The sequence below is a fragment of the Kitasatospora sp. NPDC086791 genome (assembly GCF_040685975.1).
Classification (GTDB): Bacteria; Actinomycetota; Actinomycetes; order Streptomycetales; family Streptomycetaceae; genus Kitasatospora.
Genome location: NZ_JBFBOC010000050.1, coordinates 1 through 15,396, shown reverse-complemented (window position 1 = coordinate 15,396; position 15,396 = coordinate 1). Strand labels below are relative to the sequence as shown.

General features: G+C 74.4%; 10 protein-coding genes. 4 read left to right on the top strand and 6 right to left on the bottom strand.

The window, feature by feature from the left end; genetic code table 11:
- Position 1: 1 nt before the first annotated feature.
- From AB0Q99_RS33110 to AB0Q99_RS33090, 5 genes are all read right to left on the bottom strand, one after another.
- Positions 2-2,368 (bottom strand): lantibiotic dehydratase, encoded by a 2,367-nt coding sequence (locus AB0Q99_RS33110; RefSeq protein ID WP_363577758.1) that lies wholly within the window; start codon positions 2,366-2,368, stop codon positions 2-4.
- On the bottom strand, positions 2,365-4,881 hold the full coding sequence (locus AB0Q99_RS33105; RefSeq protein ID WP_363577756.1) for a lantibiotic dehydratase: 2,517 nt from the start codon (positions 4,879-4,881) through the stop codon (positions 2,365-2,367). Before AB0Q99_RS33105 ends, AB0Q99_RS33110 begins: the two co-directional genes overlap by 4 nt.
- A gap of 4 nt (positions 4,882-4,885) precedes the next feature.
- Complete coding sequence (locus AB0Q99_RS33100; RefSeq protein ID WP_363577754.1) at positions 4,886-6,694, bottom strand: hypothetical protein; 1,809 nt, start codon at positions 6,692-6,694, stop codon at positions 4,886-4,888.
- Positions 6,688-6,936 carry an ammosamide/lymphostin RiPP family protein gene (locus AB0Q99_RS33095; protein ID WP_363577753.1) on the bottom strand — a complete coding sequence of 83 codons (249 nt, stop codon included), beginning with the start codon at positions 6,934-6,936 and terminating at the stop codon, positions 6,688-6,690. Before AB0Q99_RS33095 ends, AB0Q99_RS33100 begins: the two co-directional genes overlap by 7 nt.
- A gap of 231 nt (positions 6,937-7,167) precedes the next feature.
- Positions 7,168-7,803 (bottom strand): NAD(P)H-dependent oxidoreductase, encoded by a 636-nt coding sequence (locus AB0Q99_RS33090; protein WP_363577751.1) that lies wholly within the window; start codon positions 7,801-7,803, stop codon positions 7,168-7,170.
- Between the two features lie 1,190 nt (positions 7,804-8,993).
- Between AB0Q99_RS33090 and AB0Q99_RS33085 the strand changes: the two genes are divergently transcribed.
- The 3 genes from AB0Q99_RS33085 to AB0Q99_RS33075 all read left to right on the top strand — a co-directional run bounded on the left by AB0Q99_RS33085 (position 8,994) and on the right by AB0Q99_RS33075 (position 11,468).
- The gene (locus AB0Q99_RS33085) at positions 8,994-9,707 is read left to right on the top strand and encodes a VCBS repeat-containing protein (protein ID WP_363577749.1); all 714 of its coding nucleotides are present in this window, start codon (positions 8,994-8,996) and stop codon (positions 9,705-9,707) included.
- 19 nt (positions 9,708-9,726) lie between these two features.
- The gene (locus AB0Q99_RS33080; protein WP_363577747.1) at positions 9,727-10,776 is read left to right on the top strand and encodes a LacI family DNA-binding transcriptional regulator; all 1,050 of its coding nucleotides are present in this window, start codon (positions 9,727-9,729) and stop codon (positions 10,774-10,776) included.
- 125 nt (positions 10,777-10,901) lie between these two features.
- On the top strand, positions 10,902-11,468 hold the full coding sequence (locus AB0Q99_RS33075; protein ID WP_363577745.1) for a helix-turn-helix domain-containing protein: 567 nt from the start codon (positions 10,902-10,904) through the stop codon (positions 11,466-11,468).
- Between the two features lie 164 nt (positions 11,469-11,632).
- Here the strand turns inward: AB0Q99_RS33075 and AB0Q99_RS33070 are convergent, their stop codons facing one another.
- Positions 11,633-13,162, bottom strand: coding sequence for a Mur ligase domain-containing protein (locus tag AB0Q99_RS33070; protein WP_363577743.1), 1,530 nt, complete (start codon positions 13,160-13,162; stop codon positions 11,633-11,635).
- A 580-nt stretch (positions 13,163-13,742) separates the two neighbouring features.
- Here AB0Q99_RS33070 and AB0Q99_RS33065 point away from each other — a divergent pair.
- Positions 13,743-15,239, top strand: a complete 1,497-nt coding sequence (locus tag AB0Q99_RS33065) for a hypothetical protein (RefSeq protein ID WP_363577741.1) — start codon at positions 13,743-13,745, stop codon at positions 15,237-15,239.
- The last annotated feature ends 157 nt before the right edge of the window (positions 15,240-15,396 follow it).

The following is a 15,396-nucleotide window of genomic DNA, read 5'->3' as shown; positions in this document are numbered from 1 at the left end:
GTCACCGCTCACCACCGCCCCGCAGGTACACGCAGCGCAGCTCGGAGGCGAAGCGCAGCTCGCCGTCCCGCAGCCAGGCGTCCTCGGGCGCGGGCAGCGGCTCGGACACCAGGAGCTGGTCCGCGGTGCCCGCCAGCCGGGCCATGCCCCTGAGCAGCTCGGGGCTCGCGGTGTCCACGTACACCGGCTTGCGTTCGGCCGGCGACTTCACGAAGAAGCGTTCGGGCAGGCCCCGTTCCCGGACCAGCCGGGCCGAGGCGAGCAGCCGCTCGGCCTCCTGCCGGCCGCTCTGCGCCTCCACCACCGCGGCGCTCGGCAGCGACCAGCGCCGCCGCGAGAACACCACGTTGCCCCAGCGCAGCCGCGGCACGTGCGGCAGGTCCGGCAGGATCGGGCGGCGGATCCGGGGCAGCGCCAGCGCGGTGTGCACGGCGGTGTCGAGCTCGCCGTTGTGGAACAGCAGGCTCCGGCCGGGGTGGGTGTCGGCGCGCAGGACGACCTGCTCGCCGTCGCTCTCCAGCCACAGCCGGTCCAGGCCGATCCGCTCCCGGTCCGGGCCGGCCGTGCCGCCCAGTTCGAGCACCACGCCGGGGAACTCCAGCGGCGGCAGCCCGGTCGTGCGGCGCGAGATCACGTTGACGGCGACCTGGTCGCCCAGGGCCCGGCGCACCCCGGCGTCCCGCTCGGCGAGCAGTGCCGCGGAGTCCGGGTGGAACTGCAGCGCCCACGGCGTGAGCAGTGCCGCGTCGTGGATGTCGCCGAGCACGAGCGGGGTCACCCCCGGCTCGTAGCCGGCCAGGTCGGGAGCCGCGATCAGGACGTCGATGGAGCAGAGCACCGGGGCGGCGGGCGGCGGCGGCGCGGCGAGCAGCCCCGCCACGTCGAGTTCGGCCCGGTCCGGGCCCGCGGCCTCGATCACCCGGCCCAGCTCGGCGCCGAGCGCTCCGCCCGCCTCGATGTCGAGGTCCGCGCACTCCCGCAGCGCCCGCAGCAGCGGGATCCGTCCGGCTCCCAGCCGGGCCGCGACCGCCCGGTTGGTGCGCAGGCGGGTCGCCTCGGCCTCGTGGGCCAGCAGGTCGAGCACCGGCGCGACGGCGTCGCACATGTCGCGGGCCAGCGGTCCGCGGACCTCCAGCCCGGCCGTGCCGACGGCGGCCTCGTGGATGATGACCCGGTCGTTGTAGAAGCGGCCGCGCTCCGCCGAGCGGTCGGTGACGGGCAGCAGCGACTCCAGTTCGGCCTGGATGGTCAGCTTCCGCTCGGGCGGCGCCGACGGGTAGTCGTCGAGCAGTCCGAGCACCTTCACCAGCAGGGCCCGCACCCCGGCCGCGTGGGTGGCGGTGTCGGGGTCCGCGGCGTCGATCCGCTCCAGCGTCCAGCGCAGCGGGTCGACCACGGTGGCCGGCGGGCACAGCGTGTGGGTCAGCGTCCCCTTGGCCACGGCCGCGGCGAACGCCGCCACCGCCTCCGGGACACCGGCACCGCACCCGGACGCGATCCGGGCCACCGTCCGTACGCCGTCGGCCTCCCGCAGCAGCGCCGCGCCGACGCCGGTGCCGCGGGGCGTCCCGGTCAGCGTCTTGCGCACCGGTGCCAGCCGCTCGGCCAGCGCCGGATCGGCCAGCAGCAGCTCCTGCACGGCGTCGTTGACCCGGGCCGCGGTGTGCGCCTGGCGGACCCGGATCGCGGTGTGGCCCTCCCAGTCCAGCGTCGTGGCGGCGTCGGAACCGGGGCTGAGCCGGCCGTAGTTGATCGGCCCGAAGAAGCTCATCGTCTCGCTCTTGGACGCCAGCCGCTGTGCGTAGGAGGCGAGTTGGCGCCGGATCCGGCCGCCGGTCGCCCCCCGTGCGAGGTCGCGGTGGACGGCGGGCGAGGAGCAGACGATGGCGTCGTTGACCCGCTGATCGGTGCGGATGGCGGCGAGCGCCGCGTCGACCGTCGTCGCGTCGGCCTCGACGGTGGCGGTGAGCCGCTCCCGCAGCGCGGCCACCCGCTCCGTCGCGGTGTTCCACTCGGCCAGCCAGTCGGCGGGCAGGTTGTCCGCCGCGGGCAGCGGCCGCAGACCGCGCAGCTTGGCCTGCTGGCCGCGGGACAGCCGCCCCACCGGGTGCAGCCGGGACGCCACGTCGGCCGCCCGGGCCTCCAGGGCGAACAGCTCCTCGATGAGCAGCCGGGTCCCCGCACAGGCCAGTCGCTCGACCAGCTGCCAGGGGAACCCGGCGCTGCGCAGGACGACGGTGGGCAGCAGCTCCCAGCCGTGCGGCCGCGACTCCGGTGCCGACTCGTGCGCCGACTCCGGTGCCGACTCGTGCGCCGGCGGCGGCGCCGGCGCCGGCGCCTGCGGTGATCGGGTGGACGGGTGGGTCATGACGACGCCTTCTTCATGGCGATCCGGAACTCCGAGGTGACGGGGGCCCCGCCGTGGCGCAGCCACAGCGCGTCCGGTGCCGGCCTCATCTCGGCCAGCGACACGGTCGCGCTGTCACCGGCCAGCACCATCGCCACCAGGGCGTCGACGGCCAGCGGACTGTCCAGGTCGATCCCGACCGGCTTCGGCTCGTGCGGAAGGGAGGCGAAGCAGAACCGGGGCACGCCGTGCCGGGCCCGCAGCGACTGGACGGCGAGGAAGGCGGCGGCCGGGTCGCGCGCCGCGTCGACCCCGAGGTCGGCCCGGTCGAACCACCAGCGCGCCCGCTGGACGAGCAGGTCGCCGACCGTGATCCTCGGCGCGAAGTCCCCGATCCGCACCAGCGGCAGCCCCACGCCGGGGGCGGCGAAGGCCCGCAGGTGCACGTGGTCGTCCTCGCCGGCGTACAGGGTCAGTTCACCGTCGGGGGTGCGCAGCCGGGGCGTGCCGTCCACCAGCACGACCGTCAGGTCGGTCAGCGGTACGGTGCGCTCCCGGTCGTCGGTGGCCACCGAGGTGATCTCGATGAAGCGGCCCGGGAACCAGTCGGCCACCAGGCCCTTGTGGCGCCTGCGGCGGATCACCGTGGCCAGCCGCTCGGGGCCGCCCCACGGTTCGAGACCCGCCTCGAAGTCGCTCAGCATCCGGTCCTGCTCGTCGCTGAACAGTCCCTGGGAACCCCAGGCGAAGACGTACGGGTGCAGTTCGCCCAGCACCAGCAGCTCGCTGCCGTCCGCCCGGCTCTCCAGCATCAGGTCCGGGCTGACGAAACGGTGCCGGCCGGGCTCGGGCGCGAACTCCGCGAGCTCGGCGGGGGAGAGCCGGGCCTCCTGGCCCCGTACGGCGGACTCCACCAGCGCCGCGTAGTCCCGCTTGAACGCGATCAGCGGTCCGGCGAGCCGGTCCAGAGCGCCCGCCTCGACCGCGTCGCGCATCCGGCGGATCAGCTCGTCGTACGGCATGGCGTCGCCGCCCGCCGCCCGCATGATCTCCGTGCACAGTTCGGCCGCCGCGTGCTGCTGCAGCTCGCCGTAGCGGGCGGCCAGGTCCAGCACCGGGCTGAGCTCGGACTCCCAGCGCCCGGCCACGTCGCCACCGATCACCACCGGGCTCTGGTCGCCCTTGGCGTCCAGGGACACCACCAGCCGGTCCGCGTACATCCGGCCGCCGGCGCGACGCGCGTCGGCCTCGGTGAGCCGGGTGAAGCACTCCTCGACGCGCTCCAACGCGACCGCCCGGTTCCGGTGGCCCTCGGCCGCCGCGTAGGCGTCGCCCAGATCGCGTAGTTCCCGCAGCCGGGCCGGCCAGGCGGTGTCCTGCGCGTAGCGGTCGGCCCAGGCGAGCAGCCAGTCCAGCGGCCGCGCCGCCGTGGACGGCGGCTCGGGCCAGAGCCGGACGGCCCCGGCCTGCCGCAGCCGGTCCAGCACCCGGCGGGTCTGCGCGAGGTCGAGCCCGGCCAGCGCCGCCAGTTCGGCGGTGGAACGCCGGCCGTCGACGGCCTCGGCGAGCTGCCACCGCACCCCGGACAGGGGGATCCGGCGGCCGTCGGCGGACTGGATGGTCCCCGACCCGGGTGTCCCGCCCGGTGTCCGGCGGCAGGACGGCAGCCAGGCCACCGGCGGGCGGTCCCGCACCTGCGGGTCCGTGCCGATGAGCTTGGCCAGCTCGCACACCGCCCAGAACGCGGTCTGCGCCGCCAGGACGTGGTAGCCGGACGCCGTCTCGGGGCCGAGGGCGGTGCCCTCGGCCGCCCGGTCGATCCGGCCGTGCACCAGCGGACCGAAGTAGCTGGTCGTCTCGTTCTTCGCGCCGAGCCGCTGGCCGTACAGGTAGACCCGGCGGTAGAAGGACCGGTCCTTGGCACGGTTCCGGCCGGCCGCGCTGTCCTGCTGCTGCCAGCCGTCGGCCCAGCGCACCGCCTCGGTGTGGAAGGACGGCGACAGCTGGAGCAGGGCGTCGCACACCCGCTCGTCGCGGAGCAGGTCGCGGACCCGCTCCGGCCGCCGCAGCACCTCCTCTCCCAGGGCGGCGGTCAGCCGCTCGCCCACCTGCTGCCGGGCGGCGTGCGCCGCGCGGTAGCCGTCGATCGCCGCGGCCAGGTCGCCGCGGCGCGTGCCGTTCGTGCCGTCGGGGCCGGGTGTGCCGGGTGTGCCGTCCGTGGCGTGCGGGTCGTGCTCCACGGGCAGTCGGCGGCCCACCCGGCCGCGCAGCTTGGACAGTTCGCGCAGTCCGGCCCGGTCCCGCTCGCGGTCGGTGCCGGTGACGGACTCGGCGATCGCCTCCAGGAGCCGGGTGCGGCCCTGCTCGAACCGTGCCACCGCCTCCCGGTACTCCGCGGCCGCGGCACCCGCCGGCCCGTCACCGAGCGCGGTCAGCAGGTCGATGCCGAAGCCCGCCCGCCGCAGCAGCAGCCGATCGTAGAGCTGCCACTGCGCCCGCTGTCCCGTTTCCTCTTGGGTCGCTTGGTCCGTCATGGCCTCAGTCCTGAAAGTTGATCAGGTCGAACGGTCGGTTGAGCTTGGTCCGCGGCTCGGGCAGCAGCCCCGCCAGCTCGCCGCCCTCGGCGACGGCCTTGGCCAGGGCCTCCGCCTCCTGGGGGCGGGTGAGGCTCAGCGCCGCGGTGGTCTGCACCGAATCGGCGGCCGCCCGGGAGCCGGTCGTCATCACCCGACCGGCCTGGGCCAGCGCGATGCGGTACGGATCGCCCAGCTGCCGCGCCGCGGACTCGGCGCGCTCGTACTGCTCGGCGCCCGCCTTCGCGTCACCGCCGGAGGCGTGCAGCATGCCCAGTTCGAGCCGGACCTCGGTCTCGTGGAAGAGGTCGCCCAGCTCGGCGGCGTTCACCAGCGTGACGTCCAGGTCCTCCAGGGCGGCGTCCCGCTCGCCGACGAGCAGCCGCAGACCGGCGCTGCGGTACGCGTGGTGCTTGCGGAAGCCCGCGTTCGACGAGCCGGTGGCCTGCTTGAACTTCTCCCAGGTCGCCAGGGCCGAGCCGGGCTTGCCCGCCTTCTCCTGGAGCACGCTGATGTTCGAGTACAGGTTGATCCGCAGGTGCGCGGCACTGGCGTCGGTCAGGCCCGCCATGCAGGCCAGCGCCTGCTTCTCGTGCTCGAAGGCCGCTCCGAGACGCCGCTCCGCGAACAGGGTCAGCCCGCGCAGGTTGTGCAGCCAGCCGCGCTCGCGGCGTACGCTCTCGGCCTCGTCCGGCCGCTCCTTGACGACCTCGAAGCCCTGCTCCACCTCGGCGACGGCCTCGGCGAGCCGGTTCTTGCGCTTGGACAGGGTGAGCGCGGAGTACAGGTGCGACTGGGCGCGCAGCTCCGGGGAGAGGCCGGCGGCGTCCTCCCGGATGGCCCGGAAGCAGGCGATGGCCGTGTCCTGGTCCCCGCGGAAACCCGCCTGGATGCCGAGCACCTTGAGCAGGAAACCGCGCACGTCGGCGGTGCCGCGCAGGATCGCCGTCTCGAACTCGATGGCGTGGACGAGCTCTTCCTCGCGCTCCGCCCCGGCGAGCAGCCCGGGTACGGCCGACTCCGGGATGCCGGCGAGCAGCCCGAGCGCCTCGTCGGCGACGACCGCCATGCCCTCCCAGTTCGCGGAGAAGAACGCCCTGCGGCAGTAGGCCAGGGCGGCGGCCACCCGGTCCACGGCGGAGCTCCCGGAGTCCGTCGCCCGCAGGAACAGCGCGCCTTCCTCGGACACCGGCACGAAGCGGGCGTCGGGAGCCGTACCGAGGTCCATGACGAGGTCGGCCTCGGTGACCGGCAGCCCCATGCGGCGCAGGCACCGCACCCGCTCGGCGCGGTAGTCGGCGTGCCCGCCGAGCGGCGCCCGGACGGAGGTCGGCGCGTCCAGCAGCAGTTCGGCGCCTTCGACGAGCCGCGCGTGCTCGACGGCCCGCATGAAGCCGCGCAGCGAGGACAGGTCGGTGCCGCCCATCCCGCTGATCAGCAGGGGCCGGCCCAGCTGCGCGGTGCCCGTGCAGAGGGCGGCGGCGGCCACCGTCAGCACGCGGTAGACCTGCTCGCTCTCCCGGTGCAGCCGCCGCTCGGAGGGCGCCAGCGCGATCTCCTCCAGCGGCGCGGTGCCGGGCGCGGTCTCGGCGGGGAAGAGCTCCGCCCATTCCGACGGATGCCGGACCGCGAATTCGCCGAGGTCGGCGCCCTGCGCGCGCAGGGCGTCGAGGCCGGCCCGCAGACCGGTGTAGGAGGCGGCCGGGCCGGTGTTCACGTCGACCGGGACGGCGGTGGTGGCGGTGCGGCCCGCTTCGGCCGCTCGCGTCACCATCGCGAGGGCTCGGTGGCGGCGAGGGCGAGCGGCGCGATCTTGTTCTCGACCTCGTCGAGGTCGAAGTCGACGTCGTCCAGCTCGTCCAGTGCGTCCAGGTCGTCGTCCTCGGCGGTCTCCGCCGCGGTGGCCTCCGTCGCGGTGTTCTCCGCCTCGGCGGTGGGAACCTCGGGGGTCTCCGCCCCGGGGGCGGGAGCCGCGGAGGTCTCCTCGGGCTCTGTGGACTTCGCGGTGTCTTCCATGGCGCGCTCCAATCGGAATCACGGTCGGACAGGGGAAATGCGGATGCGGAGGATCCGGTGTCAGGGCAGCCGGAACCACAGGGGTGGGCGGGATCGTGGCGGCGGACGTCCGGGGAGGCCGCGGTCGGCGGAGCCGGCGGCGGCGATCCACGGCGGTCCCGGAGGAAGCCGGGAGCAGGTCGGGGCCGGACAGCGGTCAGGCCGGGGCCGGGGCCGGGCAGCGGCGAGGGCTCAGCCGGCCGACGTGCGCATCCGGGCGAACTCGACCACTTGCCGTCCGACGATGGCCAGTTGCGCGGTGAGACGCGGGTCGCCGGTGCTGCCGTCGGGGGCCACGGTGACGTTCTCCGTGTTGACGGTCACTCCCAGCGGAGTGGGCCAGCCCCGCAGGGCGTGCACGACGGAGCGGAGCCCCGCCAGCGCCGAAGCGGCCTGCGTCCCGCGGGCGGTGACGACACAGCCGACGGCCCGGCCGTGCAGGTAGGGACGCTCGTCCTCGCGCAGGTCCTCCAGGTAGTCGAGGGCGTTCTTCACCAGACCGGACACGCCCCCGTGGTAGGCGGGCGTGCCGATCACCAGGCCGTCGGCGAGGGCGACGGCCTCGGTCAGCTGCCGGGCCGCCGGGGTGCGCAGTGACTCCCCCGGTGCGTAGAGCGGCAGTTGCAGTGCGTCGGCGCCCAACAGCAGGGTCCGGGCTCCCGCCGCCGCGGAGGCCGCGAGCACGGCCCGGACCGCCCGTTCGGTCGAGGAACCGGAGCGGACGGTGCCCCCGATGCCGACGATCAGGGGGCCGGCACCGGCTGAGGCTCCGGCAGCGGGATGCTCCACCGAGGGACCGGAAGCCCGGTTCGTCTCCAGCACGGTCACACCAATCTCCTTGATCGGTCGCGGTAGCCCGAGTCCAGGCAGGGCGGTGACGAAGGGGTCGCGCGGCACCGGATCAGGGCCCGGTCGACGTCCTCCGGATACGGGTCGATCTCCAGGGCGCGGCGGCAGACGTCGATGACCTCCGGCGGCTCGCCCGGGGCTCGCTGCTCGCTGAGGCAGCGGAACGGCTCGCGCGCTTTTCCGGCCCGCGATCGCCCGACCGGGAGTCCCCTCAATTCCCGTGAGAAGTCGCCGAGGCGGCGGACGACGGCACATGGGGAGGTCTTGGCCATACGGAAAACCCTCTTCTTTCGTGGTTCGGATCGCGGACCATGGAGGAACCTCCTTTCCTGGGCGATGGCGAGGAACGGAATCCGATGAGGCGGTGGGATTTCTCCGAGCTCATCCGCCGACCACAAGACAATCACCACGTGTCCGTGGTCCGCCAGGAGGAATGCCAGGCGGAAACCATGGGGAGCTTCCTGCAGAAACCGGGTCGCCGGCAGGCGGAACTGCCGGATGCGGAGGAGGCGCGGCGCGGCCGTCCGGCTGTCCCGCCGTGGCCGCCTCCGCCATGATCTCCCTGGTCAGTGGCCTGATCGGCCGCCGAGCGGCCCGCTGCCGGTGCGCCGGTGGGCCGACCGGCTCCGCCGCCGGGCCGAGCGGCACCGCCGACCCGGTCCGCGTCTTCGGCCGTCGTCGCGGTGCTGCCGTGCGGTACGTTTGCGCCGCCCGTCCGGACGATGTTCCGCCCCGGACATCCGAGCGCGCGGTAAGCCGATTCCAGGGCCGGTACCAGGGCCCTGCGGCGGGAATCACCGACCGTTCAGTGGCTTGATCGTACGCCAATCGACCGTTGCGCCGGGTGAATTCACGGGATACCGTCCCGGGCGTTCCCCGCCCGATGATCCGCCGCCTCCGCCCGGCGCGATCACGGGCCTCTTTCGAATCGTGGGGAATCACATGGCAATCGGACGACGGCGACTCCTCGCCTCCGTCGCGCTCACCGCCCTCGCCGCGCCCGTCCCGGCCAAGGGGACCGCCGCCCGCGCGGCCGCGGCCACGGGTCCGGCCGCGGGCAGGGGCACGGGTGCGGCCGCGGCCGCCGGCTCCGGGCCGCTGGTCACGCAGGTCGTCGCGCACCGTCCACCTACACGGCCGCGGACGTCGTCGAGGTGCTGCGGCAGCTGATGGTGACGTACCGGCCGACGGTGCTCCGGGCCCAGGACGAACTCCCGGACACCCGCTACTCGGGCGACCACTCGGACCACGTCGCCGCCGCGAAGTTCGCCGGCCAGGCGGCCCTCCGGTACGGCGGCGCGCTGATCCAGGTGAACTACCGCGACTACAACATCAGCGACTCCCCGGTGAACCTCGACCCGGCGACGGTCGGCGCCAAGGGCGTGTTCGTCTCCGAGTACGCGAGCCACGACCACTCGGGGAACCACTCCGACGCCTGGTGCTCCCGGATGTACTACCGCTGGTCGCGGGGCACCTCCTGGGCCGGGCTGAACCAGGACGGCCGGCCGCAGGTCTTCGTCGTCCGCTCCGGCGCCCTCTACACCTACTGGAGCCAGGGGGACGGCAGCTGGGGAGGTCCGGTGCGGATGGCCGACCCGGGCGGGCGGCTGGCGCCGGGCGTCCGGTGGCGGGCTGCTGCTGCCGGTGGTCGGTGGCCGGTCGGGAGCGCTCCCGACCGACCACCGGGCCCCGGGCTGTCATGCCCTGGCCCGCCGCACCCCGGGCCGTCAAGTCCGGTGCCGAAGAGGCCCGTTGGCCAGGTCGGTGGGAGCGCTCTCACGCCGTGTAGGATGGCCGCGCCCGAGAGTGTGCAAGCACGTCCCCCCGAACAGTCGACCTCGTGGATCACTTCCGTCGTCCGGTTCCGAACGATCGCCGTGTGAGCCACGCCGGAGTGTGATCATGCCCCGATCTGAAAGGCCGGGCCCCGGAGCCGCCCGGTCCGCCGCGCGACCGACGGTGGAGGACGTGGCCGCTCGCGCGGGAGTCGGCCGGGGAACGGTGTCCCGCGTCATCAACGGTTCGCCCAAGGTGAGCGCCAAGGCCCGGGAGGACGTGGAGCGCGCCATCGCCGAGCTCGGTTACGTCCCCAACCAGGCGGCGCGGTCCCTGGTGACCTCGCGCACCGACGTGATCGCCCTGGTCGTCCCGGAAAGCCTGGCGCGGCTGCGGTCGGAACCGTACTTCTCGGACGTCATCACCGGGATCACCGACGAGCTCGCGACGACCGACCTGCAACTGCTGCTGACCCTGGTCCGCAACGAGGACGAGCGCGAGCGTCTGACGCGCTACCTCACCGCGCGCCGGGTCGACGGCGTGCTGCTGGTCTCGGTGCGCCAGGACGACCCGCTGCCCGACCTGTTCGAATGGCTCGGCATGCCGGCCGTGCTGGGCGGCCGCCGTTCCGAGCGGGAACCGCTGAGCTACGTCCACGCCGACAACGCGGGCGGGGCCCGGGCGGCCGTCCGGCACCTGGTCGCGAGCGGCCGGACCAGGGTGGCCACGATCACCGGACCGCTCGACATGGAGGCGGCCGGAGCGCGTCTGGCGGGGTACCGGGAGGCGCTCGCGGAGGCCGGCCTCGCCCTGGACGACGCGCTCGTCGCCCACGGGGACTTCACCGAGGCGGGGGGCTACGAGGCGATGCGCGAGCTGCTGGCCGGAGCGCCCACCCTCGATGCCGTGTTCTGCGCCTCCGACCTGATGGCCGTGGGCGCGTTCCGGGCACTGCGCGAGGCGGGGCGGCGGGTGCCCGCCAACGTGGCGGTCGTCGGCTTCGACGATTCCGTGATCGCCCGGAGCACCGATCCGGCGCTCACCAGCGTGCGCCAACCGACCGAGGAGATGGGGCGGTTGATGGTCCAGCTGCTGCTCGACGAGATCGCCGAACCCGGCCGGCCGCGTCGCCAGGTGATCCTGCCGACCGAGCTGACGGTCCGGGCCTCGGCCTGACCATTTCCGGTCCTGAGGGGTCATCACATCCGTTTGTCCTTCCGCGAGCTCCCGGCGCGTGTCGTTGCCGGCCCCGATGTGAAGTGCTGCTACGCTCCCGATCCGTGTGGGAGCGCTCCCATTCCATGGGAGCGCTCCCACACGGCAAAGCGGGGGAGCACACGTTCGGTAGGAAGGGGGCGGGAGTGTCTGGGCGTGACGTGTCGAGCGCACAGCGGGTGGACGCGGGGTTCGGGGGCATGCTGAGGGCGTTTCGTCGTGAAGCGGGATTCACGCACGAGGAACTGGCCCGGCGTTCCCAGGTCAGCGTGAGGACGATCAGCGACATCGAGCGGGGCCGGGTGCGCCGGCCACACCGCCGTTCGGTCCAACAGCTCGCGGAGGCGCTCGGTCTGGCGGCTTCCCGCCTGGACCGCTTCCTCCGTGCCGCCCGGACCGTTCCCGGCGACGGACCCGACCGGCCGCAGGAGAGCCGCCGCGAGACACCGGCCACCGAGCCGACGTACGAGGCCGCGGACGAGCAGCAGTCCGCGGTGGTCGTCATGCTCCTGCCGCTGAACGCGATCGGTGAGAGCGCCCCCTGCTGCCGCCGCCGACGACGCTGCCCGCAGGCCCGCCCCACCGGGCTCCGCCACCAGACCGGCGCCCGCCCGGCCGTCCCCGCCCGCGTTCCCCAGCCGCGCACCGGGTAGCGCACCGGCTCGTCCGGCGGGAGAGAACCCGCCGGGCCGGTGGCGATCGACGTCGACACGGCCGACCGTGCGCGGGGGCGCGGCCGGCCGACGGGTGGTCGTCCGGGCACCGGGGAACGGGATGGCGCGGGGCGGTGTGGGCCACGGGCGGTGCGGGGCGCGGGTCACGGGTGGGGTGGGATCGGGGTGGCGAGGTGGGTGAGCAGTCTCGGGCCGAGCCGTGCCGCCTGGTCGGTGCCGATGATGAGGACGAGGTCGCCCGCGGTGGTGGTTTCGGAGATCTGCTGCTCCGGGGCGCAGCGGACGCGGTGCACGGCTTCCGGTCCGAGGGCGTCGAGGGCGGCCTGCTCGACGGCGTCCAGTGGGTCGGGGGCGAGGTGGGCAGCGAGCGGGGTGCTGACCGGTAGGAGGATCGCATGGTCGGCGGCGTCGAGGGCGGCGCCGAGTTCGGTGGCGTGCGCGGTGGTGCGGGCGATGCCGTCCGGCTCCAGGGCGACGACCAGCGAGCCCTCGGTGAGCATCCGGGCGGCGATGACGTCCTGGGCGATCTCGTGCGGGTGCCGGGCGCGGGAGTCCACCACGGTGATGCCGAACCGGGTGCCGAGCACGGACAGTGAGCGTTCGGCGCCGCGGAAGGCGGCGGCCCGCTCGGGGAGGGACCGCGGGTCCTCGCCGAGGATCAGGGCGGTGGCGATGGCGGCGCACACGGCCAGGGCGTGGTGGCGGCCGGTGACCGGGAGGACGAAGGCGTGGTCCGTCTCCTCGTGCCGCAGGGTGACGCGGAAGTCCTCGCCGGTCCAGCGGGGTCGCATGATCCACACGGTGTCGGCCGGGTCGGTGCCGACCGTGGCCACGTGCGGTCCGGGCCGGTCGCCCAGGCGCTCGCGCAGGATCCGCACGCCGTTGTCCCAGGTGGGCAGGACGACGGTGTCGGCGCTGCGGGCGAGGCGCTCGGCGGCGTCGAGGCCGGCGAGGTTGTCCTCGTAGTGCGGGGCGTTCGCGCCGGTGCTGAGGATCAGTGCGGCGGCGAACCGGGGCTCGTGGTGGAGGAAGTGCGGTGCGGGGCGGTGCCGCCAGGCGCCGGGGGGAGCGGCCTCGTGGGTGGCGGTGTCCGGGCAGAAGTCCGCGACGAGCCGGCCACCGCCGTCGTGTCCGGCGTGTCCGGCGTGCCCCGAACTGCCGCCGCGGGCCGGGGTGTTCAGGATCCAGCCGGTCCGGCCGTCGTCCAGCAGGGCGGCCAGGGCGGCGGCCGCGGTCGCGGTGCTGTGGCTGCCCGTCACCGCCACCGCCTCGGAACCGGCCTGGGCGCAGATGGCCGTGAGCGCGACGGCCCGGCCCAGGATCGGCAGCCGTAGCACGTGGGCGCGGTCGAGCTCGGGATGCGCCCCGGCGAAGACGCCCGACCACACCACGGCCGTCCGGTCGGGGCGCACGTGATCGGGTGCGAAGCCCACCCGGACCCGGACGCCGGCCGCTCTGAGCGCGGCCACCGCGGGGCTGTCCCGGTCGGCCTCGGGGACGCTGCCGGTGACGTCGGCGCCGCGGCCGGCCAGCCACCGGGCCAGGCCCTCCATGCCGGGCGCGGCGACGTCGACCAGGTGCACGGCCCGCAGCGGATCGGGCACGGCGGACGCGGCCGGGCCCGCGGCGGGGCGGGCGGTGGGGTGGCCGACGGGGTGGCTGGTGGTGTCCATCATGGTCTCCAGGGGGGAAGTCAGCGGAGGGAAGTGCACCTGGTCGGCGTCGTGAATCGCAGGCAACTGCGCGGTGGGGCAGGCAGTTCCCGGTCTGCGGTACGCCGCCGACCGTATCGGCACAACGACGTCAAGATCCGAAGTCGGCGGGTTCCCTAAGGGGTTGCTAAGGATGCGCTCAGCCTCGCCCATGGCCCGCGAGGGTGCTCGCCGGACCGAGGAACCGCAGGTCAGGGCCGGGGTGGTGGTGACCGCGGCGCGCTCGTCGCGGTGAAGCGGATCGCCGGACCCGGGCCGGAGCCGGCGGCCGCGCCGGTCGGTCCGGTGAGCACCGTCCTGAATGAGCGAAACCTTATGCGTCGCTTAGGACTGGCGCTGAACGGGGCATCCGGCGGCGTCCATCTCCTAGCATCCATCTCACCAGCGACCGACCTGCCGGGCCGTCAACCCGTAGTCGTGCTGGACGGCTCATCGCCGGAGAACGGCCGCGATCGCCATCTCCCCCCTGCCGGCAATCGCCTCCTTCTTCCTCCCCCGACGAGGCATTCGCCGCGACGATGCCTCCTTCAGGAGTACTGACATGAAACACCAGCCATTTCACCATCGCGCCCGCGGCCGAAGCCGCAAGGTGATGGCGCTCAGCCTCGGCCTGGGCAGCGTGCTCACCGCCGGCGCCGCCGTCCTGGGGGTGTCCTTCGCCGCCACCACGCCCGCGCCGCCCGCCCAGCCCAACATGAACTGCACCCTGAAGGTGCCCGCCAACCCGCTCACCGCGGCCGGTCTGGCCACGCCGTACGTCCTGTCGGCCACCAACGCCGCCCAGGGGGCGTGCCACGAGGCCAACGCCAACCAGTCGGCGTTCGTCCAGGCCACCGTGCTCGACCCGGCCACCGGAGCGGTGTCCGTCTACAACCCCCTCGTGGTCGACAAGCGGACCAAGCCGGCCGCAGCGCCCGTCGTTCCGGCCCTGCCGGCCGGCGCCGTCGTCGGCATCTGGTTCGGATTCAACGGCAACGTGCTGACCATGACCGGGCAGACCGCCGCCGGGAAGTGCGTCGGCGGCACCCCGGGCGGCCAGCCGTTCGGGCAGTTCGCCTACTGCAACGCGCCCGCCTTCTTCGCCGCGGCGAACGCGGCCGACAAGGCCGGCAAGCTGAAGATTCCGGCGCTGGGCACCGCCAAGGACGGCAAGCCCTGCCCGACCACCCGCGACTACGGTGTCGTCGACCAGGACCAGAGCGACAACGTCACCTCCGAGTACCTGGCGACGGCCAAGGGAACGACGGCGCAGCGGACGAAGAAGAACACCGCCGCGCTGGGCGGGGGAATGAAGGCGATGAAGCCCACCGCCCTGCTGAACGGCAGTGACAACCTGTTGCTCGACAACTTCATCGACCCCGCCCTCGGCTGCACCCCGTGGACCGCCCCGGACCTCGCCGACCCCGGCAGCAACGTCACCTCGCTCGCGCTGAACGAGCTGCAGGCGGCCAAGTTCCAGGCGGCCCCGATGGCCCTGGTCCCGCTCAGTGACCCCATGGTCCAGGAGAACGGCAAGCAGAGCCCGGCCAAGGTCAACCTGTACCGCGCGGGTGTGAACCAGCCGCCGCTGGGCGGCGCCGCCAACGGTGACTCGACGGAGTACTGCACCGGGATGACCACGGCGGGTGCCCAACGCATCGCCCTGGACCGGCAGTTCACCACTGCGGCGGCCTCGCCGCAGGCCGGCCAGAACCTCTTCGACTTCCTCAGTCAGCGCTACACCGCCTCGCTCACCACGCTCGGCTGCACGCAGCCCGCCCCGACCCCGACCCCGACCACCGCGCCGACCCCGACCGGCAAGCCGAGCCCGGGCGCGAGCGGCAAGCCGACGGCGACGCCGAGTCCGACCACGAGCGGCAAGCCCACCGCGAGCCCGACCATGAGTGGCAAGCCGACGGCGAACCCGAGCCCGAGCATGAGCGGCAAGCCCACCGGGGCTCCCACGGTGCCGGCCAAGCCCACGGCTCCGCCGAGCCCGAGCGCGACGCCCACCGCACCCGTGACCACGTTCCCGCCCTGCTGCACCGCGGGGCAGTAGGACCGGTGCCGCCGGGACCGGTCCATCCGCCCGGCGGCACCCCCGCTCGTCACCCCGGCCGAGCCACCGGGCCGCCGCCGAGATCGGCTTCCGAGAGGTGGACATGGGCACCCCCGGCGGGCCCGGATACGGCACCCCGCTGCTCAACGCCTTCGAC

What these genes read in the sequence shown, in the direction of transcription:
- AB0Q99_RS33085 (WP_363577749.1), top strand. Translation starts at nt 8,994, where the DNA reads ATGGTGACGTACCGGCCGACGGTGCTCCGGGCCCAGGACGAACTCCCG.
- AB0Q99_RS33110 (WP_363577758.1), bottom strand. Translation starts at nt 2,368, where the DNA reads ATGACCCACCCGTCCACCCGATCACCGCAGGCGCCGGCGCCGGCGCCG.
- AB0Q99_RS33100 (WP_363577754.1), bottom strand. Translation starts at nt 6,694, where the DNA reads ATGGTGACGCGAGCGGCCGAAGCGGGCCGCACCGCCACCACCGCCGTC.
- AB0Q99_RS33105 (WP_363577756.1), bottom strand. Translation starts at nt 4,881, where the DNA reads ATGACGGACCAAGCGACCCAAGAGGAAACGGGACAGCGGGCGCAGTGG.
- AB0Q99_RS33080 (WP_363577747.1), top strand. Translation starts at nt 9,727, where the DNA reads ATGCCCCGATCTGAAAGGCCGGGCCCCGGAGCCGCCCGGTCCGCCGCG.
- AB0Q99_RS33070 (WP_363577743.1), bottom strand. Translation starts at nt 13,162, where the DNA reads ATGGACACCACCAGCCACCCCGTCGGCCACCCCACCGCCCGCCCCGCC.
- AB0Q99_RS33065 (WP_363577741.1), top strand. Translation starts at nt 13,743, where the DNA reads ATGAAACACCAGCCATTTCACCATCGCGCCCGCGGCCGAAGCCGCAAG.
- AB0Q99_RS33075 (WP_363577745.1), top strand. Translation starts at nt 10,902, where the DNA reads ATGGGAGCGCTCCCACACGGCAAAGCGGGGGAGCACACGTTCGGTAGG.
- AB0Q99_RS33095 (WP_363577753.1), bottom strand. Translation starts at nt 6,936, where the DNA reads ATGGAAGACACCGCGAAGTCCACAGAGCCCGAGGAGACCTCCGCGGCT.